The 24,247-nt window shown below is 46.1% G+C and carries 18 protein-coding genes; 11 read left to right on the forward strand and 7 right to left on the reverse strand.

The genetic code is table 11. The features are described from left to right. Positions 1 to 26 precede the first annotated feature (26 nt). Genes ACXADE_RS02485 through ACXADE_RS02495 form a run of 3 tightly spaced genes read right to left on the reverse strand, consistent with a single transcriptional unit; the run spans position 27 to position 3,125 of the window. Positions 27 to 1,544, reverse strand: a complete 1,518-nt coding sequence (locus ACXADE_RS02485) for a multicopper oxidase family protein (protein ID WP_474978936.1) — start codon at positions 1,542 to 1,544, stop codon at positions 27 to 29. A 29-nt stretch (positions 1,545 to 1,573) separates the two neighbouring features. Further along, positions 1,574 to 2,062, reverse strand: coding sequence for a CBO0543 family protein (locus tag ACXADE_RS02490; RefSeq protein WP_474978937.1), 489 nt, complete (start codon positions 2,060 to 2,062; stop codon positions 1,574 to 1,576). Further along, entirely contained in the window at positions 1,986 to 3,125 is a 1,140-nt protein-coding gene (locus ACXADE_RS02495) for a DUF2515 family protein (RefSeq protein ID WP_474982177.1), read from the reverse strand. Before ACXADE_RS02495 ends, ACXADE_RS02490 begins: the two co-directional genes overlap by 77 nt. 262 nt (positions 3,126 to 3,387) lie before the next feature. On the opposite strand from ACXADE_RS02495, the gene xylE reads away from it, so the two are divergent. The 8 genes from xylE to betA all read left to right on the forward strand — a co-directional run bounded on the left by xylE (position 3,388) and on the right by betA (position 12,931). After that, on the forward strand, positions 3,388 to 4,812 hold the full coding sequence (xylE, locus tag ACXADE_RS02500) for a D-xylose transporter XylE (protein ID WP_474982178.1): 1,425 nt from the start codon (positions 3,388 to 3,390) through the stop codon (positions 4,810 to 4,812). A 206-nt stretch (positions 4,813 to 5,018) separates the two neighbouring features. Then, positions 5,019 to 5,432 carry an RrF2 family transcriptional regulator gene (locus ACXADE_RS02505; protein WP_474978938.1) on the forward strand — a complete coding sequence of 138 codons (414 nt, stop codon included), beginning with the start codon at positions 5,019 to 5,021 and terminating at the stop codon, positions 5,430 to 5,432. 113 nt (positions 5,433 to 5,545) lie between these two features. Next, positions 5,546 to 6,256, forward strand: a complete 711-nt coding sequence (locus ACXADE_RS02510; RefSeq protein ID WP_474978939.1) for a nitroreductase family protein — start codon at positions 5,546 to 5,548, stop codon at positions 6,254 to 6,256. A gap of 286 nt (positions 6,257 to 6,542) precedes the next feature. After that, complete coding sequence (locus ACXADE_RS02515; RefSeq protein WP_474978940.1) at positions 6,543 to 6,788, forward strand: biotin/lipoyl-containing protein; 246 nt, start codon at positions 6,543 to 6,545, stop codon at positions 6,786 to 6,788. Positions 6,789 to 6,974: 186 nt separating this feature from the next. Continuing rightward, positions 6,975 to 8,120: an MFS transporter gene (locus ACXADE_RS02520; RefSeq protein ID WP_474978941.1), complete on the forward strand. Its 1,146-nt coding sequence runs from the start codon at positions 6,975 to 6,977 to the stop codon at positions 8,118 to 8,120. Between the two features lie 187 nt (positions 8,121 to 8,307). Beyond that, entirely contained in the window at positions 8,308 to 9,414 is a 1,107-nt protein-coding gene (locus tag ACXADE_RS02525; protein ID WP_474978942.1) for a GGDEF domain-containing protein, read from the forward strand. A 232-nt stretch (positions 9,415 to 9,646) separates the two neighbouring features. Next, positions 9,647 to 11,125: a betaine-aldehyde dehydrogenase gene (gene betB, locus ACXADE_RS02530; RefSeq protein ID WP_474978943.1), complete on the forward strand. Its 1,479-nt coding sequence runs from the start codon at positions 9,647 to 9,649 to the stop codon at positions 11,123 to 11,125. 99 nt (positions 11,126 to 11,224) lie between these two features. Further along, positions 11,225 to 12,931: a choline dehydrogenase gene (gene betA / locus ACXADE_RS02535; RefSeq protein WP_474982179.1), complete on the forward strand. Its 1,707-nt coding sequence runs from the start codon at positions 11,225 to 11,227 to the stop codon at positions 12,929 to 12,931. A 129-nt stretch (positions 12,932 to 13,060) separates the two neighbouring features. Here betA and ppdK read toward each other — a convergent pair whose 3' ends face one another. Together ppdK and ACXADE_RS02545 are read right to left on the reverse strand one after the other, a co-directional pair. Further along, complete coding sequence (gene ppdK / locus ACXADE_RS02540) at positions 13,061 to 15,736, reverse strand: pyruvate, phosphate dikinase (RefSeq protein ID WP_474978944.1); 2,676 nt, start codon at positions 15,734 to 15,736, stop codon at positions 13,061 to 13,063. After that, positions 15,736 to 16,554, reverse strand: a complete 819-nt coding sequence (locus tag ACXADE_RS02545) for a pyruvate, water dikinase regulatory protein (RefSeq protein ID WP_474978946.1) — start codon at positions 16,552 to 16,554, stop codon at positions 15,736 to 15,738. The genes ppdK and ACXADE_RS02545 overlap by 1 nt, the downstream gene beginning before the upstream one ends. Before the next feature lie 499 nt (positions 16,555 to 17,053). Between ACXADE_RS02545 and ACXADE_RS02550 the strand changes: the two genes are divergently transcribed. Next, the gene (locus tag ACXADE_RS02550) at positions 17,054 to 18,238 is read left to right on the forward strand and encodes an MFS transporter (protein ID WP_474978947.1); all 1,185 of its coding nucleotides are present in this window, start codon (positions 17,054 to 17,056) and stop codon (positions 18,236 to 18,238) included. A 104-nt stretch (positions 18,239 to 18,342) separates the two neighbouring features. After that, positions 18,343 to 19,800 (forward strand): 23S rRNA (uracil(1939)-C(5))-methyltransferase RlmD, encoded by a 1,458-nt coding sequence (gene rlmD, locus ACXADE_RS02555; protein WP_474978949.1) that lies wholly within the window; start codon positions 18,343 to 18,345, stop codon positions 19,798 to 19,800. 620 nt (positions 19,801 to 20,420) lie between these two features. On the opposite strand, the gene ACXADE_RS02560 is transcribed toward rlmD, so the two are convergent. Continuing rightward, positions 20,421 to 21,251 (reverse strand): alpha/beta fold hydrolase, encoded by an 831-nt coding sequence (locus tag ACXADE_RS02560; protein WP_474978950.1) that lies wholly within the window; start codon positions 21,249 to 21,251, stop codon positions 20,421 to 20,423. Between the two features lie 188 nt (positions 21,252 to 21,439). Continuing rightward, positions 21,440 to 22,855, reverse strand: coding sequence for a hypothetical protein (locus ACXADE_RS02565; protein WP_474978951.1), 1,416 nt, complete (start codon positions 22,853 to 22,855; stop codon positions 21,440 to 21,442). A 201-nt stretch (positions 22,856 to 23,056) separates the two neighbouring features. Between ACXADE_RS02565 and ACXADE_RS02570 the strand changes: the two genes are divergently transcribed. After that, the gene (locus ACXADE_RS02570) at positions 23,057 to 24,223 is read left to right on the forward strand and encodes an iron-containing alcohol dehydrogenase (RefSeq protein ID WP_474978952.1); all 1,167 of its coding nucleotides are present in this window, start codon (positions 23,057 to 23,059) and stop codon (positions 24,221 to 24,223) included. The last annotated feature ends 24 nt before the right edge of the window (positions 24,224 to 24,247 follow it).

Genomic DNA, 24,247 nt, shown 5'->3' on the forward strand with positions numbered 1-24,247 from the left:
GGAGCCCGTCATCTTTTTTCATGGACCTATTTGATGACGACATATGGACGCATCATCTCATAATCTTCATGCTCTAAAATATGGCAGTGCCAAACGAACAATCCAGGGTAAGGGCCGAAGGGAATGATGAGGCGTGTGATTTCTCCAGGTCGTGCCCGTACGGTGTCTTTCCACCCTCTTTCGTTCAGATCTGGTGGGGCTTGTGGTCCTGTGGGGACGATCCGTCCTGTTTGGTTGAACAGGGCACGGTCAAAAGGTTGCCGGTCGATTATTTGGAAGCGGACGAGGTGTAGATGGATGGGGTGGATGGCTTCTGTGTCATTGACCAGGTTCCATACTTCTGTCTGGCCAAGTTTTGGGGTTTCGGAAACCGGGTCCGACCACAGCCTGTCATTCAACAAGTGAATGTTCCGCCCGTAGGAATCCTTCCGCATGTTGAGGCGTAATGTCCGAACCTGCTGATAATGGGTGAGCTTCGGTACGGGCACGAGCTGTGTTGGTACCGAACTATAATCCCGAGAGCTCAGCGGATGGACGACGCGGAACTGCATGATCGTTCCTGTCGTCTCAGGGTCCGGTATTTCCCCTTCGGTTTCAAAATCGTTCCGCATTACGATAGATTCGCCGTACCCTTTAGAAAAATCGACGATTACATCCGCTCGTTCTGCCGGAGCTAATACAAGATCATGGACAAGGACCGGCGTTTCGAGTAATCCTTGATCTGTTCCGATTTGGATGAAAGGCGCGCCGTTGGAAAGCGAATATCGATAGATGCGGGCATTGGATCCGTTCAGAATACGGAAACGGTAGCGCCTGGGCTCTACGTTCAAATACGGCCACACTTTGCCATTGACCAGAATCGTATCTCCATAAAAGTCAGGAATAACGGAAGGATTGGGAGTTTTCAATGGCGGATCGGGTTGAGAGGGGTAGAAGAGACTCCCATTTTCGTGAAAGGTTCGGTCCTGGATAACAAGCGGAATGTCGAAGGGTCCGCATGGAAGATTTAACCGTGCTTCCTCCTCGTCATGGATGATGTACATGCCGGCAAGCCCGGCGTAAATATTAAGGCGCGTGATTCCCATGGCATGGTCGTGGTACCACAAGTTTGCTGCGTGCTGATGATTAGGGTACGTATAGAGCTTATTTGTAAAGAAGGGCCCCGTTTGATGAAAATTTCGGGTGAACCAGGCTTCTGGATATCCGTCACTCGTATCCGGCGTCACCCCTCCGTGGAGGTGCACGACTGTCCGTACTTCCGGTTTGTCTTTCTCGGCCCCATGAACCGTCGTATCAATGGGGAGGAAATGCTTCTCAGGTAGTTCATTTTTCCATAAGACGTGGATCGGCTGGTGTCTCCACACGTGAAATGTCGGACCTGGATACTGTCCATTGTAGCCCCACACTTTCGTTGGCGGCAGATCCCTGTGCAGTTGCTGTACGGTTTCTTTCATGGTCACTTCAAAAAAAGGTGCGTTCTGGATCATCCTCTCCGGGTGTATCGTTTCCATGACAGGAAGGGGGTCTACGAATTTCTTCAGCATGCTCATCGCTCCTTTTGACCGTCAAATATCTAATCGAAGTCCTCACTTTTCTTGTATGGACCACCCGCCCACCTATGCATCCATCTGATCAACAATAGGAAAGCGGCATATCCAAAAAAGGAGTAGACGTGTTTCCACTCAGAATGGAAAACCACCCAGCCCGCTTTTGCCATAAGCGGTTCCGAAAGCATCGCAAGAAGACCGCCGCCCAGTATGAAAACCATTCGCCCAAAACGGTTCATCGCATTCATCATCCATAAAGCGAAGAAGGTGAGAGCTGGGATGACGAGTAAGGCGAATCTAAGATCGATGGGGAATATCGCGGGGTAAGGTCGTGCGAGAAACGTGTAGTAGCCGCGGGCCGTAAACCATAATTCGCTGTACGTGGTCAGGAGGGAGGCGGCCAGCATTGGGAAAAGGTAAGGCAGAAGTGTTCGGTTACTACTGCTGCCGTTGGAAAAGGATTTTTTTGGTGAAGGCCGTCCATTCGAGTTTTTCAATGGCTTCACAATAGTCATGTTTGATCTCTCCATGTATGTTTTCGGAATGTGGTTCTAGCCAATCGATTCCGCTCCATTCGGTGAACCAGTCTCCGGTTTCAGGCGTCATTTGGCGGCTGTTTTTCCAAGCGTGCTCTAAACGTGGGCTGAAGATATGGCGGGCACCTTTGCTTAGCGTACAGTTCTTCGTTTGGGGAATGTACAACTCCCCGGGTATCGTCTCTTTTACGTCATTGAACAGGTGGGGCCAGTAATCTTTACGTGACCCTGTATGAGGAGTAGCTGCTGCCCAGCTTTGAAATTGAAGCAGCCAATTTTGGTCTGAAAAAAGCAGCGTGTATAAACGCTTTCCTAGTTCAATGCGCTTTTCTAAAGAAGAAAACTGCTTCAAGGTTTGGCCGGTGAGCCTATTTTTTGTGAACGGCTTTTGAGTATAAGGAAATAAGATGTGGCTCATGTTCAGCAGATCCTGCAGTTTAAACATGATCGTATCTAGAACGGTATGTTTGTAGGCGGGGTTTTGAATCACCCGCTTTTCCAAATAGCTCTGCTCGTTGATAATCATCGCGGTCGCAAGCGTCTGCCGGTCCATGCTTTTCCAAAAATAGGACCAGACGACTTCCATAAACGTTGATACCTGGAAATGGGGCAGTAAATCAAAAAGAGGGCGCCGTTTTTTCTTACTCTCCTCATAGAGAAGGAATTGAGGATAGACATCCTGAAAGATCAGCCAATTCCCCCTTTCTAAAAAGGAGAAAAACTGGAACTGCTCCTGTTCGCTCAGCAGCTTTGAGAGGAACTCACCTTTCAGATCGGTCATGTTCCAACCGCCATTACGTGATACCATATGGCCGAGGAACGCCCATTCTATTTCTGGGTGACGCTGATAAAAGGTCAAATAAGCCTGGGTACGTGTCACGTTATTTATATTGAATTTTTTCGTCCGGTCTTGAATCGATGCGATCAGATCCTGATGCTTTGATGATGGGGATGGTGGAGGAGTGGACGTTTCTTCTTTGAACCTTTTCTTCAGCTGCTTTTTTAATTTTGCTAGGGAATGAAATCTTCCTTGATCGTTCATCAAAAAGGGGGGTCACTCCTCTCCTTGGATATATTCTTCTGATGCTCCTGGGAATTTCTATATATGTCCATTTTATTAAGGGTACGTGATAATCATGAGGAGAAGTTGAGGGAGATCCATTTGAAAGAATCTCTATCTTAAGAATTCAGGTAAACTTAGTTTATCCACTGGACAAACTAAGTCAGAGTTGATACGATACATTCATGAAAACGATTACAAAGGAGGGGTGGAAGGAGTAGGTGCAGTTGCTGCTCCAACGCATATGAAAAAGCATAAGAATGTTTATATCGTCATGATTACACTTGTAGCTACACTCGGAGGACTGCTTTTTGGTTATGATACGGCTGTTATTTCCGGGGCAGAAGGTTCATTACAGACGTACTTTGCTGATGGGTTGAATTTAAGTTCGCTTGCCCATGGTCTCACCGTTTCCAGTGCATTGATCGGTTGTATTATCGGTGGGTTGCTATCCGGGATTTTTGCTTCTAAGTTTGGCAGAAAGAAGACCTTAATTCTGGCGGCTGTATTATTTTTAGTTTCCGCTTTAGGATCGGCCTATCCAGAGGTTTTGTTTTTTAATAAGGGAGAGCCTACATATGGTCTGCTTTTAACGTTTAACCTGTATAGAATCATCGGTGGAATCGGTGTAGGGCTGGCGTCAGCGGTCGCTCCGATGTACATCGGGGAAGTTGCGCCCTCCCACATCCGGGGTACCCTGGTGTCTCTGAACCAATTCGCGATTATTTTCGGGATGCTGGTGGTCTACTTCGTCAACTGGGGAATCGCCAAAGGACAAACAGAACTATGGGTCAATGAAACAGGCTGGCGCCTCATGTTCGCTTCCGAAGCCATACCTGCTTTACTATTTTTACTTCTATTATTTACGGTTCCGGAAACGCCTCGCTATCTAGCTTCCCAGCAGAAGCAGGAGGAGGCACTGAAGATTTTGAAAAGAATTTACGATGCGACGATGGCCAAGGCGACGCTCTATGAAATTAATCAAACGTTTGATACAAAAAAGGGGAAACTGTTCTCCTTCGGGGTTTCCATCGTGGTGGTGGGGGTTCTTTTGTCCGTATTCCAGCAGTTTGTAGGGATCAATGTCGCTTTATATTATGCTCCCCGTATTTTTGAAAGCATGGGAGCAGCCCGTGATGCTTCCATGTTCCAGACAATCATCATGGGGCTTGTCAACGTGGTCTTCACGATCATCGCTATAATGACCGTTGATAAATTCGGTAGAAAACCTTTATTGATCATTGGCTCTACGGGGATGGCGCTCGGGATGTTCGGTGTAGCAGGGCTCGCATATGCTAACGCCATCGGTGTAGCGACGCTCGTTTTCATCATAATTTACACCGCCTCATTCATGATGTCATGGGGACCGATCGTCTGGGTACTCATCTCAGAAATCTTCCCGAATAAAATCAGAGGAAAAGCGGTCGCCATTGCTGTTGCTGCTCAATGGGCGGCGAACTACTTCATATCTTCCACGTATCCGATGATGATGGAATTCAGCGGCGGCTTTACGTACAGCTTTTACGGGATCATGAGTATCTTATCCGGTTTGTTTGTATGGAAATTTGTACCGGAGACGAAAGGGTTATCCTTGGAACAGCTTGAAATGAGGTTACGGAAAAATCATCCGGCTGATTCTGGTTCTTATACTGAAACGAAAGAAGGATAATATTGCAGTCCTGCTTTCAACTTTATTGAAGTTGAAAGCGGACTTTTATATGAAAGGATGACCAACAACCTTCGAAGTTGTTGGTCATCGTTTTTTTTGAGAATTACCTCTTTCATCTACCTTCCAATCCTGTGATCATCGTGTCATTGCTTTGACTTTTCGTACGGCATCCATCAAAATATACCTAGGATAAAAGAGGTGAAACGATGTCAGATAAAATGAATAATGTGCGTTGGTTCAGTATGGCGCTCAAAGCCTTGATTGTTTTAGCTGAAAACGAGGGACGCTGTCCGAGTGGAAAGCTTGCAGAGAAGCTGGAATCTCAGTCGGTTTACCTGCGTAAAATATTGACGCATCTGGTCAAGTCGGGAATTATCAGTGCCAAAGAGGGCCGTGACGGAGGATATTCCCTTAGTAAGCAGGCAGAAGAGATCAAGCTTTCTGAAGTATATGAAGCCATCAGCGCGGAAACGGTGATCAAGGATCATTTTGAGACCGAAGGGAAGCATTGTTTTTCCGGAACGTCTCAGCAATCGCTCTGTGATTTGCAGATGGAAATGGAATCGTGGATATTGGAAGGTTTGCGGTCGAAATCCTTATCGGATCTAATTGAACAGTAAAAACGAAGCGGCAGTCGTTTCGTTTTCTTTTTATAAGTAACTGTAATTGACAAAGTAACAGTTATAGTTCTATACTGTATTTGTTAAAGATACAGTTAAAGGAGTGCACGAACATGTCTAATAAAACAATGACCAAAGAAGAATACCTCAATAAAGTGAAAGAAATCGATACGACGAAGGAAGCACCGAAAGTCCTTAAGAATACGGATTTCCTAACGGTAGCCAAAGAGCGCCGTTCTGTACGCCAGTATGACCCGGAATATAAAATCGATCGTAAAGAAATCGAGGAGCTTCTGGAAACCGCAACGTTGGCTCCATCATCGTCGAACTTACAATCCTGGCGCTTCCTTGTCATTGACGACCAGGAAGAGAAAGAACGTTTGCTTCCGATCGCCAACAATCAGCAGCAAATCACAGATGCATCTGCTGTCATTGCAGTGCTTGGGGATAAAGAAGCGTATAAAAAGGCGGATGAAATCTATTCCCAAATTGCGGAAAAGGGGAACATGCCTGAAGACGTGAAGGATATGTACGTCAACAGCATCTTTGATAACTATGGAAACTTCCCGGAGGAGAGATTAGCGAAAATCGCCCATATCGATGGTGGAATCGTGGCAATGCAGTTGATGCTTGCGGCTAAAGCGAAAGGGTTTGATACGGTGCCGATGGGTGGATACGATGAAGAGCAGTTCTTGAATGCCTTTAATGTACCAGAGGAGTACACATCCGTGATGTTGATTTCACTAGGTAAAGGAGTTAAAGCCGGCTTCCAAAAAACACGTCTGCCATTAGACAGTGTCGTGAGCTGGAACCGTTACGAGTAATAGTAAAAGCTAAGGGTCATCTTTCTGTCCCCCTTCTGAGTGGTAACTTAGAAGGGGGTTTTTATGTAGGAAACGCAAGGATACCTCACGATTGAAGCTGATGTCTTGCAACCAAAGGAATGCTTTTCTGTACTTATCGACTCTGCCGTGTCATTTTGTCCAACACCGGTTCATATGCTTTATCAAATGATGGGGACTAAGTGTTATGGTTTTGCTCCGTTTTTAGCCTAGCAGAGGTCAACGACACAGCCTCAAACCATTAACCTGAGAATGAAGGGGTGTAGACATGTACGCGGAAAAAGTCATCTCTCTTAACTATGGAGAAGTCAAGGAAGTGTTCGTCGAAAGAGGGGATTACCTTTATGAATGGGAGACGATGTTCATCATAAAGGATAGAGGGACAGAATCTGAAATCTCTGTAGGGGTCAGTGGAAACGTCAAGCAATTGTATGTGAAAAGAGGGGACAAAGTGGCCCCGGAGATGGTTTTAGCTGAGCTTGAGGATGACATGGTCATCTCGGGAAGTGATTGAGAAATTTTGAGAATAAGGGATATAACCACAAAAAAGGTGACGGGTATGACTCGTCATCTTTTTTGTTGGGTGGAATTTGGAAAATGTATAACTGAAAATTCAAAGTTATCCTCATCAAGTTTTGTCTTATATAGGAGGGGGTAAATCTACCTCACGAAACTCAAAGGACACCAAGGGGATGATTTTGTGATCAAGCGACCGGAAATACCGATGATATCGGTCATCGGCTTATTATCTTTAACCATCATATTCGGCTGGTTCAGGTACGGGTATGGATTGTTGTTTACGGAATTCAGGAATACGTTCGATCTTTCCGCTTCCATTTTAGGCGTGATTTCAAGTTTGACGTTCATCACATTTTTGGCAGGAGCACTTATCGTCATCCTCTTCGTATCGAAAGCAGGTTCTCGACCAATTATTCTCGGGGGAATTTTAACAGCTTCTACAGGGTTATTGATTGCCTCCTTAACAGATAGCTGGCTCCTATTCGCTGCCTCTTGTTTACTGGCCGGATTCAGCCCGGGGTTGACGTGGTCTTCTTTTTCAAAAAATGTAATCCATAACGTGAATGAGCGCCTTCAACAAAGGTCGCTTGCTATCATTAGCACCGGATCGACGGTAGGATTGATTCTTATATCGGTTTTATATTTGGTGCTGGACGGGGAGTGGAGATTAATCTGGGGCGGTGGCGGAGTCGCCGGATACCTCATTTCTCTGTGGGCGTATAAATCTATTCCGTATGAAGAAAAAGGGGCGAGAGGGGTGCCGATTAAAATGGCCGACCTCCGTCCGCTGCTCACGAAAGAATCTAAGCCGTTCTACATCGCTTCGCTGCTCTTCGGATTGACGGAAGCGACATACTGGACCTATGCTGCGGACTTTGTCGGAGATAACTTCTCCATCACGAACGCGAATGCGATCTTCTTTCTGATCACAGGTGTAGCAGGCTTGGCTGGATTGTGTGCAGGAGATTTAATAAGTAAGCTCGGGATGAGGTTTACTTTTATCCTTACAATCCTTCTGTACGCCATCAGCATTGGTTTATTGTACTTTTCCCAAAGCTGGCTCATCGTTTGTTTCTCCGGGGTGATCTTCGGCGCTTCTTTCATGCTTTATGCGGCCTACCTGCCGATCTGGAGTGCGCAGGTCTTTCCGAACATTCCCGCGCAAGGGTTCAGCATCTGCATTATCATTTTGAATATAGGAGCGATAATCGGTCCTGCGGTTTTCGGCTGGATTTTAGCTTACTCCGCCTATAAATTGATTTTCTTGATTTTAGGGATCATTGCTAGTTTGAAAGTGTTCGCTTTACCTGTATCCAACCATAGTTGATCGGAAGTCCGCCTTTGGGCGGTCTTTTTTTGGTGGGCAGGTTTATTGGCAAGAAAATGGAGTTTGGAAGAGCTTGTTTTTTAATTATTCCGAAAACCCTTTGACTAGGATAAAAGAATTAGAGTAAAATTTATGTAATAGAATCCGTTTACTTGTCATTTCATAACGAAAATAAGGGGCGGAAGCCATGGAATATTTTGTGCAATTTCAACTGAACATCTTCGCCATTCTCATTCTTGTCGTGCTGTATATGATGATGAGGGTGAAGGCGCGAGTGAAAAGCTTCAGCAAAAACCTCCTGAAAATGATCATGGCAGCTGCTACCGTCGCCATCATCTTTGAACCTCTTACCTGGATCTTTGACCGCAAGCTCTTCCCTGGGGCTTATGAACTTGAGTACTCTACCAATTTTGTCCTCTTTTTGATCGGTCCTGTTTTAGGGGGGCTCATGCTTTCCTACGTCGATTACCACTTGTATAAAAATCCTTCCCGTCTTTATAAACGGGGGTTTTACCAACATTTAAGTTTTCTTACGCTCCTGATTCTCCTGCTCAACATTTTTTACCCGGTCTATTTTGATGTAGACCCAAATGTGAACCGATACAGCAGTGCTGCTTTTAAAGAGATCCATTATGGGGTCCTTGCCAGTCAGTATGCAGGGATGCTGTTCATGATTTTGCGGAACCGGCAGAAGGTTGCATCATCTGTCCTTCTTATTTTTATCGTTTTCTTCGCTCTGCCTATTGTAGGAATGGTAGTCCAATTGTTCGACTCCCAACTGTATTTCTCCTGGACCTCCGTTGTTCTTGTAATCCTCGTCGGGTATACGTTTCTGGAAACGACGACGACCGAACAGGATTACTTGACCAAGCTCTACAACCGGCAAAGCTATGAACTTTACCTTAAGCATTTATTAGAAATGAAGCGTTCGTTCGGTATTCTTCTTATCGATTTGAATGACTTTAAACAGATCAATGATGAACACGGTCATCATGAAGGAGACTTTGTGTTGATTGAATTCGGAAAAATTTTAAAGGGATCGAAACCTGAAAAATTCCTCCCGGCGAGGCTTGGAGGAGATGAATTCATCGTGATTGTAGAAGGTCATGAATCTTTAGAGTCTTATTTGTCTGCTGTCCACAGGACGCTACAGGAACATGACCATCCACTGCTCCAAGGACTTAGATTCAGTTATGGATACCAGGCTTATGAGCCGGGCATGTCTATGGAGAAGTTGTATACGTCAGCTGATCAAAAGATGTATACCGATAAACGGGCGAAGCGGTCAATATGAAGGTTTTATCGCTTCCATTAGTAAAGCCGTCAGAGATTCGATACTCTGACGGCTTTTTATGTTTGGGGACTAATTAGACTTCTTCCAGTAAGCCACTTCTTTGTTCGAGCTAAAAAATAAAGCAATTTTTTATCAGAGAGTGTTTTGACAGGACAAAAATGACGTGTTAGTGTTAAAAACGTTAAATAAATTCTTAACAAACTTAATTCACTTCAGAATTGGAGTTGATCGAATGAACGTAAATTTAAACCTTAACCAATACATCAATGGGAAATGGGTGGATGCGAACTCAGAGAAGACGCGTGCCATTATCAACCCTTACAATCAGGAAACAATCGCTATTGTTCCGGAAGGCGATGAAACCGATGCAAGAGCAGCTATTGCTGCAGCAAGAGAAGCTTTCGACTATGGCGAATGGCCGACGACACCGGCAACAGAACGTGGGGCTGTTGTCCGTAAGATTGCTGAGTTAATAGAGAGAGATAAAGAGGAACTAGCGAATCTAGAATCCTTGGATACTGGTAAAACAGTAGAAGAAAGCCGTGGAGACATGGACGATATCGCTGGAGTCTTCCGTTACTATGCAGAGATTGCGGATAAGAATGGCGGCGAAATCATCGATTCTCCAGTGCCGAACTCCATCAGTAAAGTCGTTCACGAGCCGGTAGGAGTCTGTGGGCAGATCACTCCATGGAATTATCCTCTTCTTCAAGCATCCTGGAAACTCGCTCCAGCGCTTGCTACGGGTAATACATTAGTCATGAAGCCGAGTGAAATCACACCGCTGACGCATATTAAAGTCTTTGAACTGATGGAAGAAGCGGGAGTACCTGCTGGTGTAGCGAATCTCGTTCTTGGTGCCGGTGCTTCAGTAGGGGCAGAGCTGTCCAGCAATGAAGATGTCGATCTTATCTCTTTCACCGGTGGTATTGTGACCGGAAAGAAAATCATGCAGGCCGCAAGCTCCAACGTGAAGAAACTTGCGCTTGAGCTCGGAGGAAAAAACCCGAATGTTATTTTCGCAGATGCTGACTTTGATCTGGCCGTCGATCAGGCGATGAACGGGGTGTTTTTCCATGCCGGACAGATTTGTTCTGCAGGGACAAGATTGATTGTTGAAGAGAGCATTCATGATGAATTCGTAAGCGCGCTTGTCGAGCGGGTGAAAAAATTCAAGCTGGGAAGCGGATTTGATGAAGGCACGCAAATGGGACCACTCATCTCGGCTGAACATTTAGCGAAAGTTGAAAAGTATGTAGAAGCAGGAATTGAAGAAGGGGCTACATTAGCCGTGGGCGGTAAACGGCCGGAAGACCCTGAACTACAAAACGGCTTCTTCTTCCTGCCGACGATTTTCACCGATTGTACGACTGACATGACGGTTGTTCAGGAGGAAGGTTTCGGCCCTGTCATTACTGTAGAGAAATTCACGGAAGAAAAAGAGGCTGTGAACCTTGCCAATGACTCCATTTACGGCCTTGCCGGGGGAGTCTTTACAAGTGATATCGCAAAAGCAGAGCGTTGTGCCGCGAAGATGCGTATGGGAACGGTTTGGATCAATGAATTCAACTTGTATTTCCCGCACGCACCGTGGGGTGGATACAAGCAGTCGGGAATCGGTCGTGAGCTAGGTAAATTAGGAATTGAAGAATATACAGAAACGAAGCATATTTTCCAAAACCTTAAACCAGAACAAATCAACTGGTTCTAAGCTGACCATTGGGTCATTCATAAACTAAAACAGATAAAGGGAGGGAAGGTTTATGACCTTCTTCCCGGATCGAACATCAAGGAGGAACAGTGTATGGCTATGATTGAATCATATGATTACGTAATCGTTGGAGGCGGAAGTGCAGGGTCTGTAATGGGAAACCGATTAAGTGCAGATGGGAAGAAAAGCGTGCTTGTCCTGGAAGCAGGGCGCAGTGACTATTCTTGGGATTTACTCATTCAAATGCCTGCGGCTCTTCCGTTCCCTTCCGGCAAAAACTTATATGACTGGCAGTATGAGTCAGATCCAGAACCTTATATGAATGGGCGCCGCATTCCGCATGCTCGAGGAAAGGTACTGGGAGGTTCCAGCTCTATTAACGGGATGATCTACCAGCGCGGAAACCCTAAGGATTATGAACGTTGGGGAGCCGATGAAGGCATGACGAACTGGGATTGGGCCCATTGCCTACCCTATTTCAAGCGTTTGGAAAATGCTTTGGAATCCCCGGACGATGACCTTCGTGGCCACGATGGACCTATCAAATTGGAACGTGGCCCCGCTCGAAATCCTTTGTTCCAAGCCTTTTTTGATGCAGGGGTAGAAGCAGGTTATTCCCGCACTCCTGATGTGAACGGTTTTCGTCAGGAGGGTTTCGGACCTTTTGATAAGCATGTGTACAAAGGTCAGCGTCTGTCTGCCTCACGTGCTTACCTTCACCCTGTCACGGATCGTGAAAATCTGACAGTGAAGACGCGTGCTTTCGTAACGAGCATCGACTTTGATGGCAAGAAAGCCAAAGGATTAACTTATAAACGAAACGGAAAAATGCATCAAGTGGAAGCAGGGGAAGTTGTCCTTGCGGGTGGTGCGATCAATACGCCACAACTGCTTCAACTGTCTGGTGTAGGTGATGCTAAACATCTCCGTTCTCTTGGCATCGATCCAGTCGTCGATCTGCCGGGTGTCGGTGAAAACTTGCAAGATCACCTGGAAGTGTATGTCCAGCATGCATGCCCGGTTCCTGTTTCCGAACAGCCGAACCTCCAGAAACGACGCATGCCCTGGATCGGCCTGCAGTGGATGCTCGGACGTACAGGTCCAGCAGCGACGAACCACTTTGAAGGGGGAGGTTTCGTCCGTTCCAACGATGAGGTCGACTATCCGAACTTGATGTTCCACTTCCTGCCGGTAGCGGTTCGTTATGATGGTCAGAAAGCTCCTACGGATCACGGATTCCAAGTACACATCGGACCGATGTACTCCGATGCGCGAGGCTCCTTGAAGATCAAATCGAAAGATCCGAAAGAGCATCCAAGCATGGTTTATAACTATCTTTCCACAGAGCAGGACAAGCGTGAGTGGGTGGAAGCCATCCGCATTACACGTGAGATCATGTCCCAACCAGCATTGAAACCTTACAATGCCGGTGAAATTTCACCTGGACCTACCGTTCAAACAGATGAAGAAATTTTGGAATGGGTGAGAGAAGATGCAGAAACGGCCCTTCACCCGTCCTGCACGGCGAAAATGGGACCAGAATCCGATCCGATGTCGGTCGTAGATCCGGAGTCTATGAAAGTACACGGACTTGAAAATGTTCGAGTGGTCGATGCTTCTGCCATGCCTTACGTAACCAACGGCAACATCCACGCCCCTGTATTAATGCTGGCAGAAAAAGCAGCCGACCTCATCCTTGGTCGTAAACCACTGGATCCGATTGATGCTGATTACTACCAGCACGGGGTGCACGCGCCTGATGCAGGAACCGTGTCCAAATCGAACGCGAAAGCTGTAACGAAATAAAAGGTTCATGAAGAAGGTCTTTTGTAAAATGTATAGCTTATGAAGCATATGCAGTCCTTTATGATCATAATAAAGAAGCGTTCCATCCTCTGTCTGGATGGAACGCTTCTTTTGTGAAAAATATGAAAATCAGTTGTGCTGGGGTTCTTGACGTGACTTTTTACGTTCGCTGCGAATGGTAGACTGAGCCGCTGCCAGTCGTGCGGACGGAACACGGAAAGGAGAGCAGCTGACATATTCCAATCCTCTATCAAAGCAGAATTGAATGGATTCTTTTTCTCCTCCATGTTCGCCACAAATTCCCGTTTTGAGTGCGGGGTTCGTTCCTTTGCCCAGTTTGACCCCGGTTTCCACAAGTTTTCCGACGCCGTCCTGATCCAGGGAAACAAAAGGATTTCGGTGCAGGACATCGCTGTCAACATAGTGTTGAAGAAACTTTCCTTCTGCATCGTCCCGGCTGAATCCGAACGTCGTTTGCGTCAAATCATTGGTTCCGAAAGAGAAAAAGTCTGCTTCTTCAGCGATCTGATGGGCTGTGAGTGCTGCGCGCGGGGTTTCGATCATCGTCCCGATCAGGTAATCGAAGGTCTGGCCTGTTTCTTTCTGAACTTGTTGGTCGATTCGAACTACCAACTGTCGCATTTCCTTCAGTTCATTCACATGACTGACCAGTGGGATCATAATTTCCGGATGAACGGTGATTCCTTTTTCCATTACGTTAGCCATGGCTTGGAAAATGGCCATGATCTGCATTTCGTATATTTCCGGATGGATCATGCCTAAGCGACAGCCACGCAAGCCTAACATAGGGTTTGATTCTTCCAGTAGTCGTACTTTTCGTAACAGGTTTTGTTTTTCCTGCAACTTGTTCGAATCAGGCTTAGTGAGTTGCAGCTTCGTCACCTCAACGAGCAGCTCTTCTTTATCCGGCATAAATTCATGAAGCGGCGGGTCCAACAAACGGATTGTGATGGGATGCCCCTGCATCGTTTCGAAAATGTGTTCAAAATCCTGTTGCTGGATTGGCAGGAGTTGCTCAAGGGATTCCTTCCGTTCCTGGGTCGTTTCCGAAAGGATCATTTCCTGGACGATAGGGATACGGGCAGCATCCATGAACATATGCTCGGTCCGGCAAAGTCCAATTCCTCCAGCTCCAAATTCAAGGGCTTTCGCTGCATCTGCCGGATTGTCGGCATTCGCCCGGACGCCCAGCTTTCGCTCTTTGTCAGCCCAGTGAAGCAGCTGCTGGAAATCATCCGAAAGTTCGGGTTCAATCATCGGGATTTCACCGAGGAAAATTTCCCCTGTAGAGCCGTCAATCGTGATCGTCTCTCCATGCTTCACAACGGTCTCTCCTACAGTAAATTGTTTGGAGTCCAAATGAATTTTCAAAGAATCACAGCCGCAGATGCAGGCTTTCCCCATACCTCTGGCTACTACGGCGGCATGGCTCGTCATCCCGCCCCTGCTCGTAACGGTAGCCTGTGAGGCTATAATGCCGTGAATATCATCAGGGGTTGTCTCAGGGCGAACGAGGATGACCTTTATCCCTTCTTTAGACAGTTGATCGGCTTCATCCGCATCAAAGACGACTCGGCCTGTTGCCGCTCCCGGTGAAGCGGGTAATCCTGTAGCCAATGACTTCCTCTTGTGATCAGGATCAATACGGTGATGGAGAAGTTGATTGAGCTGATCGGGATCCACGCGCAACAGAGCTTCCCGCTGATTCATAATTTTTTCTTTCACCATTTCAACAGCGATTCGGATGGCTGCCTGAGCGGTCCGTTTTCCTGTCCGTGTTTGGAGAATGAACAGTTTCCCGCATTCAACGGTAAATTCTATATCCTGCATATCTTTGTAATGGTCTTCTAATAATTGACAGGTATCCACTAATTGTTGGAAAACATCAGGCATATCATCCTTGAGACTGGAAATCGGTTGAGGCGTCCGGATTCCTGCAACGACGTCTTCTCCCTGGGCATTGATTAAATATTCCCCATAGAGCTTAGACTCGCCGGTAGAAGGGTTACGTGTGAACGCGACACCTGTGCCGGAATCCTCACCCATATTTCCGAAGACCATGCTTTGAACGTTGACAGCTGTACCGAGGTGGCCCGGGATTTGATGAAGCCTGCGGTAAAGAATGGCGCGCTGGTTGTTCCATGAGTCAAACACCGCGTTAATTGTCAGGAAGAGCTGTTCTTTTGGCTCCTGAGGAAAACGACGCTTCGTATTTTGGAGCACAATCGATTTGAACTCTTCAATCACCTGCTTCCAATCTTCGGCGGTTAACTCTGGATCAGAATGGTAGCCTTTCGCTTCGCGGATCTCTTCTAACCGTTGTTCAAAAAGGTAGTGAGGGACATCCAGGACCACATTGCTGAACATTTGAATGAACCTGCGATAGGAATCATAAGCAAAACGAGGATTCCCTGTAAGTTCTGCCATGCCTCTGACCGTGTCATCATTCATTCCAAGGTTTAAGACGGTATCCATCATTCCTGGCATCGAATGGACGGCACCGGATCGCACAGAAACAAGAAGTGGATTGGTTGGGTCCCCTAATTTTTTCTCTGTTTTTTCTTCAAGCAATTGAAGGGATTTCAATACTTGGGCCTCTACTTCTGAGGAGATGACCCTTTCCGCATCGTAGTAAGCATTGCAAGCAGCTGTTGTAATGGTGAAACCATAAGGGACAGGTAAACCGATCCGCGTCATTTCAGCTAAGTTTGCGCCTTTTCCACCGAGGAGTTCCTTCTTGTTTTCTCCAGACTGATCAAACATGAATACAAAATTGTTTTCCATTATGCATAGTTCCCCCTTTTATTAAACATGGCCAGAATGATATCAGCTGTTTCTTCAATCGCTTTATTGGAGACATCAATTACGGGGCACCCGATTTTTTTCATGATGTCTTCCGCACACGTTAACTCTTCGAAAATCCGATTTAATGAGGCATAGCTTGCGGAATTTGTTAATCCGAGTCTTTTTAACCGTTCTTTACGGATGTCATTTAATTTATCAGGCGAAATAATTAATCCGACGCATTTTTTTCTTGGGACATTAAAAAGTTCTTCAGGTGGTGGAACTTCCGGGATGAGAGGTACATTGGCGACTTTGAATTGTTTATTGGCTAAATACATGGATAGGGGAGTCTTTGAGGTTCGAGATACTCCAATGAGGACAATGTCTGCTTGCTTTAAACCTCTTACTTCCTGCCCGTCATCGTATTTCACCGCAAACTCAATCGCTTCTACTCGCTTGAAATAGTCCTCATCCAGTTTTCTCATTTGTCCAGGTTGACGATTGGGCTGTTTATTAAATTTTTGAGAGAACGCATGCATCAAGGGATACATCAGATCGACAGCAATGATTTGTTCCTCTTCAGCTTTGAGGTCCAGGAATTCCTTAAGGTTTGGCAGGACGATGGTGTACGCAATAATGGATGGTCGATACTTTGCAACTGTGATGACATTCTGTATATCTTGTTCGTCCTCCACAAAGGAGAAGTGCTGAATCTCCACATCTTGACCGAAAAATTGACTGGCGACCGCTTTTACCATTAATTCAGCTGTTTCCCCGACTGAATCTGACACGATATAAACCATTTCTTTATGAGTCACAATCCCTCTCCCTTACTTTGAGTCATCCTTGGAAGTGGTTTATGTAGAGCTTTCTACTTTAGGACACTCCCCATAACATTATGTCACACTAATAACGCTTTTATGGTTAATTGTGTCATACTATATTACTGAATAGTATAGTATCATTGTTTTCACATGGATACAACAAAAAAATGATGGATGGTGGGAGACATTTTTGAACGTGTGGTTGATGTGAAGGATGTTGTCTAACGTTCTGAAACGATTTATAATAGGTAGTAATCTTATGCATTAAAGGAGGGAAAATCATGGTTACATTCACGTTAGGCATCAAAAGTGAGAGTCAGCATCTGCTTCATATGATGTCTATTTTTGGAATTTCTGCTGTTCTGGGGACAAGTGTGTCCTTTTTTAGCTGAAATTTCATAACTGTGAGTGTATCCATGATTTCCTGAAACGATAACGAAAGCCGCACGGGAATCTCGTGCGGTTTTTTTATGTATAAGAGAGGACGTTCATCATGTTTAAAACAAAACGTAACATTTATATATTGTATCTTTATATTTTTTTCGCCCAGTTGTTTTTTGACAGGGCTTTGTGGGTCATCTATTTAGGGGATAAAGGAATGACGTTCAGCCAGATTGGTGTTCTGGAGGCTTTCCTCCATTTAGCGATTGTACTGTTCGAGGTTCCTACAGGGATGATCGCAGATTTGTATGGCAGAAAAGCGAGTCTTCTGTTCGGTAATATTTTCAGTATATTATACGGATTATTCATGCTGATCAGTGGCACTTTTTCCGTTTTCACGCTCGCCTTTTTATCCATGGGGCTGATGGTCACGTTCCACTCTGGCGCGGAGCAGGCGTTTGCGTATGATACATTGAAAAATGAGAAACGAGAGAAGGACTATACGAAAGTCATCGGAAATATGACAGCTCTTGCGTTATTATCGTTAAGCCTTGCCAAATTCCTGGGTGGTTTCATGGCGGAGATCAGCTGGGTGGGGGTGTATGGAACAACCATTTTCACCCATGTGCTCGCTCTCGTTCCCTTATTCCTGTTGGAAGAGCCGTCCCGGGAAAAACCAGCGTCGATCAGTGGACGGTGGTACTATCAGTGGGTTCATCAATTCAAGGCAGGGGTGAATGTATGGAAAAGAAACCCTGTGATTCATCCGCCTGTCGTCTTGTTTACATTGGCAGGTGCGGTTATGGTCATTCTTGTCTTTTACGGACAGGAATACTTCATCCAGTTAGGCTATTCTTCCGTGGTTGTCGGTGCGGTGTTTACCGTGGAGGGTCTTCTCGGCGTCATCATGGCGAAAATGGCCTATAAAGTAGAAGAGCGATTTGAGTTCTTCAAGCTGTTGTACTATGGTTTAGGACTTTTCCTTGTCTTTTTCCTGTTATTCATTTTTGCGACAGACTGGGCGATCCTGCTTTCATTCCTGTTCCTGGCCCAGCTCCTAAGTCTGTTTGAACCGATCTTCAGTTCCTTTGTCCAGAACGTACTAGAGAGTGACGTGAGGTCCACCTTCTTTTCATTAATCGGGTTGGTGGAGAGCTTTCTCATCATGATCAGCTTCCCGCTTTTCGGATATGTAACGGAACGCACCGGTTTTACCTTCGCTTTGACAGGCTTACTGTTCATTTTCATCACCACAGCCGGAAGTTACCTTCTCATCCGCAGGAGAGTGTCCCGGTAAAGGAAAGAGCTTCCCGTTTGAGCGGGGAGTTCTTTTTCACCTATTTTACCCCCGCCGTCCGGTAGTTTATAATGAGGGCAAATAAGCAAAGACAGGAAGTGCCTATGAGTAAACGAAAGAATCAAGGATATAAAAAAACCAAGAAAAAGCCGAATCGTTCACGAATGCCGGCGGGTAACCCATCCTCCCCTCGAAAAGGTCCAGCTAAAGGGAAGGCTCCTCGCGGACAGAAAGCGATCACGGCTGAAGTCAACTGCACCGGCTTAACGGACGAAGGCAGAGGCATAGCCCAGTGGAATGGTCAGCGTCTGGAAGTTCCTTTATTGCTGCCAGGTGAAAGGGCTGAGGTAAAGGTGATCCAGAAAGGAAAGTTTGTGGACGCCGAGTTGAAGCGTGTCCTAACCCCTGCTGAAGAGCGGGTGGAACCTCCTTGTCCCTATTATTATGAGTGCGGTGGATGTCAACTGCAGCATATGAGCAATGAAGCACAGGGACTCTTCAAGCAAAAAACCATCAATTCGCTGATGAAGCCGTACGTAAAACCTTATCCGATCATGACGATGGATCACCCTTATGATTACCGGAATAAGAGCCATACGACATTCGGCTTGAATCATAAGCGCCAGGTCATCGGAGGGTTATATGCCCAGAATACGCATGAAATCATTCCGATGGACCGCTGTCTCATCCATGATCCAAAGGCGGACGAAATTGTCGGGTCGATTAAGGACTATATGAAAAATACAAAACTGCAGCCGTATAACGAAGATACAGGACGCGGATTTCTACGTCACGTGCTGATCAAAGTGGGGAAGGTCAGTGGAGAAGTGATGGTGGTGCTTGTTGCTGCTTCTTCTGAGTTCAAAGGGAAAAATAATTTTGTCAAAGCGATGAGAAAAGCTCATCCTGAGATTACGACGATGCTTCTTAACGTGAACAAGAGAGATACAAGTGTCGTTCTTGGCGATCAGGAGAAAGTGCTGTTCGGCAAAGGGACGATTACGGACACCTTGTGTGGGCTGGAGTTCGAAATCTCTGCGAAATCATTTTACCAAATCAACCCGGTTCAGACTGAGAAACTGTACGGAAAAGCAATTGAAATGGCTGACCTTGATGGAAATGAAACCGTCATTGACGCCTACTGTGGCATCGGTACTATCGGCCTCGTAGCGAGTCGGAAAGCGGGGAAAGTCATTGGGGTGGAAGTGAATAAAGATGCTGTAAAGGACGCCATCCGAAACTCGAAGCGGAACGGTGTAAAAAACGCCCGTTTCTACCAAGGAGACGCCGGTGAATTCATGGTGGATATGGCTGCCCGTGGAGAGAAAGCAGACGTGGTCATCATGGACCCGCCGAGAAGCGGCAGCGATGAAGCCTTTTTATCCAGTGTCGTGAAGCTTAAACCGAAGCGTGTCGTCTATGTTTCCTGTAATCCGGAAACGCAGGCGCGTGATTTGGATTACTTGGTGAAGAATGGATACGAGGTGGAAGGGATTCAGCCTGTTGATATGTTCCCGCAAACGTATCATGTGGAAACGGTAGCGAAGCTCGTTCGCAAATAGAAAGGCTCTGTTAAAGTTCAGTGTTGATATTTGCATCAACGGAAATGGCAGGATTGTTGAAGCCTCCGTTTCGAGAGGGTTCGGGGTTCGTTATTGTGTTGAGTGCCAGGGGTGGCTGGGAAGCTACTCGCTTTCCTGTGGGGGAGTGCCGAGCTTCCTCGGGCTTATCGCCCTGCGGGATCTCGCCGATCTCCTTTCTCCCACGGGAGTCTCGCAGCTTCCCAACCACCCCATTCGATCATGCGAGAAACGAACCCCTTTACCAACGTTGGATGGTCTCCCATTACCCCGGTTGTTGTAAGCATAAAACGCTATGTATCAAGATTTCCAGGTTCGAGCCCCTCGGTTAGGGCGTATGATCCTTAGTATCTCACCAACTAGAATAGCTGATGATTCATGAAAGGGTTTCGAGACCCTGATCTAGCCCTTAACTCCCACACAAACATCTCGAAGCTGAGTCTTCAAGAAAAGGGAGCTTTAGTTGAATAAGCCAACTATATAAAAAAGAGAAACTTCCATAAAATTAGAAGTTCCTCTTTGCAGTAATATCAACACTAAACTTTAACAGAGCCAATAGAAAAAAGAGGCGCTTTCCTCGTGAAAGGAAGGCGCCTCTTTTTTCAGGAATCAGGGGTTCCTTCCAAGAACTTCTGAACCATTTGGTTAAACGTTTGACTATGCTCCCAGAACATGAGATGGCCGCCAAGCGTCTTAACAAAAGCGCGTGGGGCCAACTTTTTAAGATAAGGGGATGCTGTCTCCGACCAGTGTTCTGCAATCACATAAAGCGTAGGAATCCCATCACTGATTTGGCCAGCTTCTTTTCGATAATCCGAAAACAAACCGGAAGAGAATAAGTTGGCTGCGATATAGTATGGGGTTTTCAAGGATTGTTCAACGATCCAGGTCAACTCTTCCTCTGTTAATTCACGTTGAACCATCACTCCTTTGGCATAGGCGGCTATGAATTCCCGTTGACCTTGAGGGTGACAGAGGTAGTTCGTGTAGGCAGCGGCCATATCATCGAGCGGTCCTTCCACCCAATCATTTTCCTGATTCAAGGATAGGGATTTCGGTGGCATATCAACCAGGATGAGGGACTTGATGTCATCTGTTCCAAATTGGCGGATGTATTCCCACACAGTCAAACATCCGAAGGACCAGCCGGCGAGAATCGGGTTCTCAACGTTCAGGGCTTCGAGGACTTTCTTTAAGTCCAGCCCGTGGGTGACATAATCATTCCCGTGGACCGTCATAGTTGAACGGCCATGGCTCCTCGGGTCGATCACGATCGTGCGATATGTTTTCGAGAAGTGACGGACTTGTTCAGTAAAAACTTCGGTCGTAAACGTAAAGCCCGGGATGAACACAAGCGGGGTGCCGGTTCCAGATTCTTCAACGAAAATCTCAATGCCTGGATCCACCTCAATGTACGTTTGTTTCGTTTTCATCGATTCCCTCCTCATTGATCATGAATTCCACGTATCTTCTTCATCTTATTCAATACACCTAGGTTCATATCCTTTCTGTGGAAGGATTCGTTTGTGAGAGAGAAAAGGTGTGCCTGCATCCAGGCACACCTTCTCATATGAAGATTAACCTAGGATGACGGTAAATGGCGTGTCGGAACCTTATCGATTTATAAAAACAACAGTACAAAAAGCTGGAGGTATATTTGGACCATCACATAAAAAGCCAGGGCGTATTTATAGTTGAATAAGAGACCGTTCTTGATGATACTTAAACGATTCACAGAACTCAGGATGATCGAGGGCAGGATGAGTGGAGATACCATGATTGATATGACACTACCTGATGTGATTCCAAGGACAACGATTTCCGGCGGATAGGGAAGGTCCACTCCCTGCAGAATTCCAGAGACAAGTACGATGACTGTCAATGGTCCGAGTCCGATGAATCCAAGGATAATGACGACAAAAGGAAGCACCCATAAAAAGTTCAGGAACGGTACGGCGTCTGTGACATAGAAGAGTCCATCGATAATATATTCTCCATATCCCGACTCATTCACCGCGTGGATCAGGTAACCTGCTGAGAGCAGGATGGAAAACTGCTGGGCTTTGTTTGGAATGCTTTCCATAACATAGGCTTTGCCGTTTTCCGTAATGGCACTGCTTCTTTTGCGGATGATGAAATAGAGAATCACCCAGGCTACGATGACGATCGGGATGATGAGCAGCAGCTGGACGTCCCAAAAGGCATTGAGCAGGAAGATGGAACCGAACAGTGTCACAAAAAGGAGGACGAATTCCAGGGCATCTTTATTCCCTTTGGTTTCCTGCTTTTTCTGCTCAGCGATTTTCGCCAGCTGATCCTGAATTCCTGCCGTAAGATCAACACCATAATGGCGCTCTTGGTAATGAGAGAACAGCACGGATAATAAGATTCCGGCGAAAGATAAGAAGAAACCTTGCAGAATCGATAAGCCTAAAGACGCGCCGAGGGCATCGACAGCGAAAATGAAGCTGGGGATGCTTACCACCCACATCGTCGTTAAAGAAAACGCCCGCAGTAAAGCGGTCCCTTTGTAGTTCTCCCAGGCTTCTCCTTTTTGATCGCTCAAAAAGTCGTTGATCATTCCGTAAACCATCGGAATCGAACCGAATAGTAAAAAGTAGGAAATGATTTGTGTGATCACCATCATTCCAAAGTAAAACTTCCGACTCGTATTGAGCAGGTTTTGAGCGAAGTTGATGACGGATTCAATGTACGGTTTTTCTTCCAGTACCCAGCTGATGGTCGGGACGATCAGCAACAGGGAGATCAGTCCGCTCATAACGGTAAAGCCGGAAGCCGTCCCCTCTATAATTGAAGTCCCCGACGAGAGGTGAACCACGATAGCAATGGCGAGCAGGAGGAGCGATATGGCTGCCTGCTTCATTGGCAGGAAGAAATATCCCAGTACAAACGCCGCCAGCCCTGCCAGTGAAAGGGTCGTGGAAAGCACGTTTCCACCTATGAAGTAAACAATAAAGTGCATAATGACATATAAACTTATGAACAGGGTGTATCCTCTTTTTGCAAGTTGTACCATAAAGGATGCTCCATTCTTGATTGATAGTGCTGACCTACATATCTTACCATAAGACCTATTCTGGAGCTCATCTCCTGCACGAGACAGATGGGTTACGAAAGGACTGGATTTGTAGGAGGAGCCCATCAGGGAGTTTTGATGATGTTCATAGCGGATATATTCCCGAATGTAACCAAAAATCATCAGAAGGAGATCATTGTTATGAACCGTTTTACAATTCCGCGCGACATTTATTTTAGTGAAAATGCTCTTGATATATTGAAATCTGTAGAAGGAAAAAAAGCTTTGCTTGTAATTGGTGGAGGTTCTGTTAAGGAAAATGGGAATCTCGATATCATCGAAAAAAATCTTGCAGAAGCGAATATCGAAACGAAGCTGATTGAAGGTATCACAGAAGAGCCTTCCACAAATCTTGTGAAGGAACACTTGGATACAGTGAATGAGTTTGAACCGGATTGGATCATCGGAATCGGTGGAGGTTCTCCGATGGATGCTGCCAAAGCCTTCTGGCTGTTCTATGAACATCCGAATCTCTCATTTGAAGAGGCAACCCAACCGTTTGAACTTCCTGAACTTCGTTCGAAAGCAAGATTTATCGGTATTCCAACGACAAGTGGTACGGCCTCTGAAATCTCGAACCTTTCTGTTATCACGGATTCAGAGACAGGCGTGAAATACCCGCTGGCCACCTTCGAGCTGACGCCGGACATGGCGATCATCGATCCAGTCATGGTTGAATCCATGCCGAAGAGCGTGACAGCCTATAGCGGGATGGACGCCGTCACACACAGCATCGAAGCCTATGTAGCCAAACCACGAACGACGTTCACGGATGCTCTTGCGAAAGAAGCAGCTGAACTCTTAAGAGAACACCTTCTTTCTTCGTATCAAGGAGATCAAGACAGTCGTGAAAAAGTTCACTACGCCCAAGCAATGGCAGGCATGGCATTCTCTAATGCCGTCCTTGGTAATGTGCACAGCCTGGCACATAAAAGCGGACCGACCTTCGGAGTACCGCATGGCTGCGCCAATGGAATTTACCTTCCTTACGTCATACAATTCAACCGCCATGTAGTCGAAGACCGTTTTGCTGCCCTTGCTAAAAGAATTGGTCTTGAAGGGAAGAACGATGAAGAATTAGTAGACGCGCTCATTGAGTGGGTCCGTGAGTTGAACCGCAAAATGGAAGTACCAAATACCTTGAAAGATTTTGGTGTTTCTGAAGAATTGTTCAACGAACACGTCGATACGATGGCGAAAAACGCAGTGGAAGATCCGTGTACGGGAACGAACCCACGTGAAACATCTGTGGAAGAAATGAAGAAACTATTTGTTGCGGCATACTATGGTCAAGACGTCGACTTTTAAATAGTGGAAGCCAAGAGACCCGTT

The sequence above is a fragment of the Halobacillus sp. ABR2_026 genome (assembly GCF_056158545.1).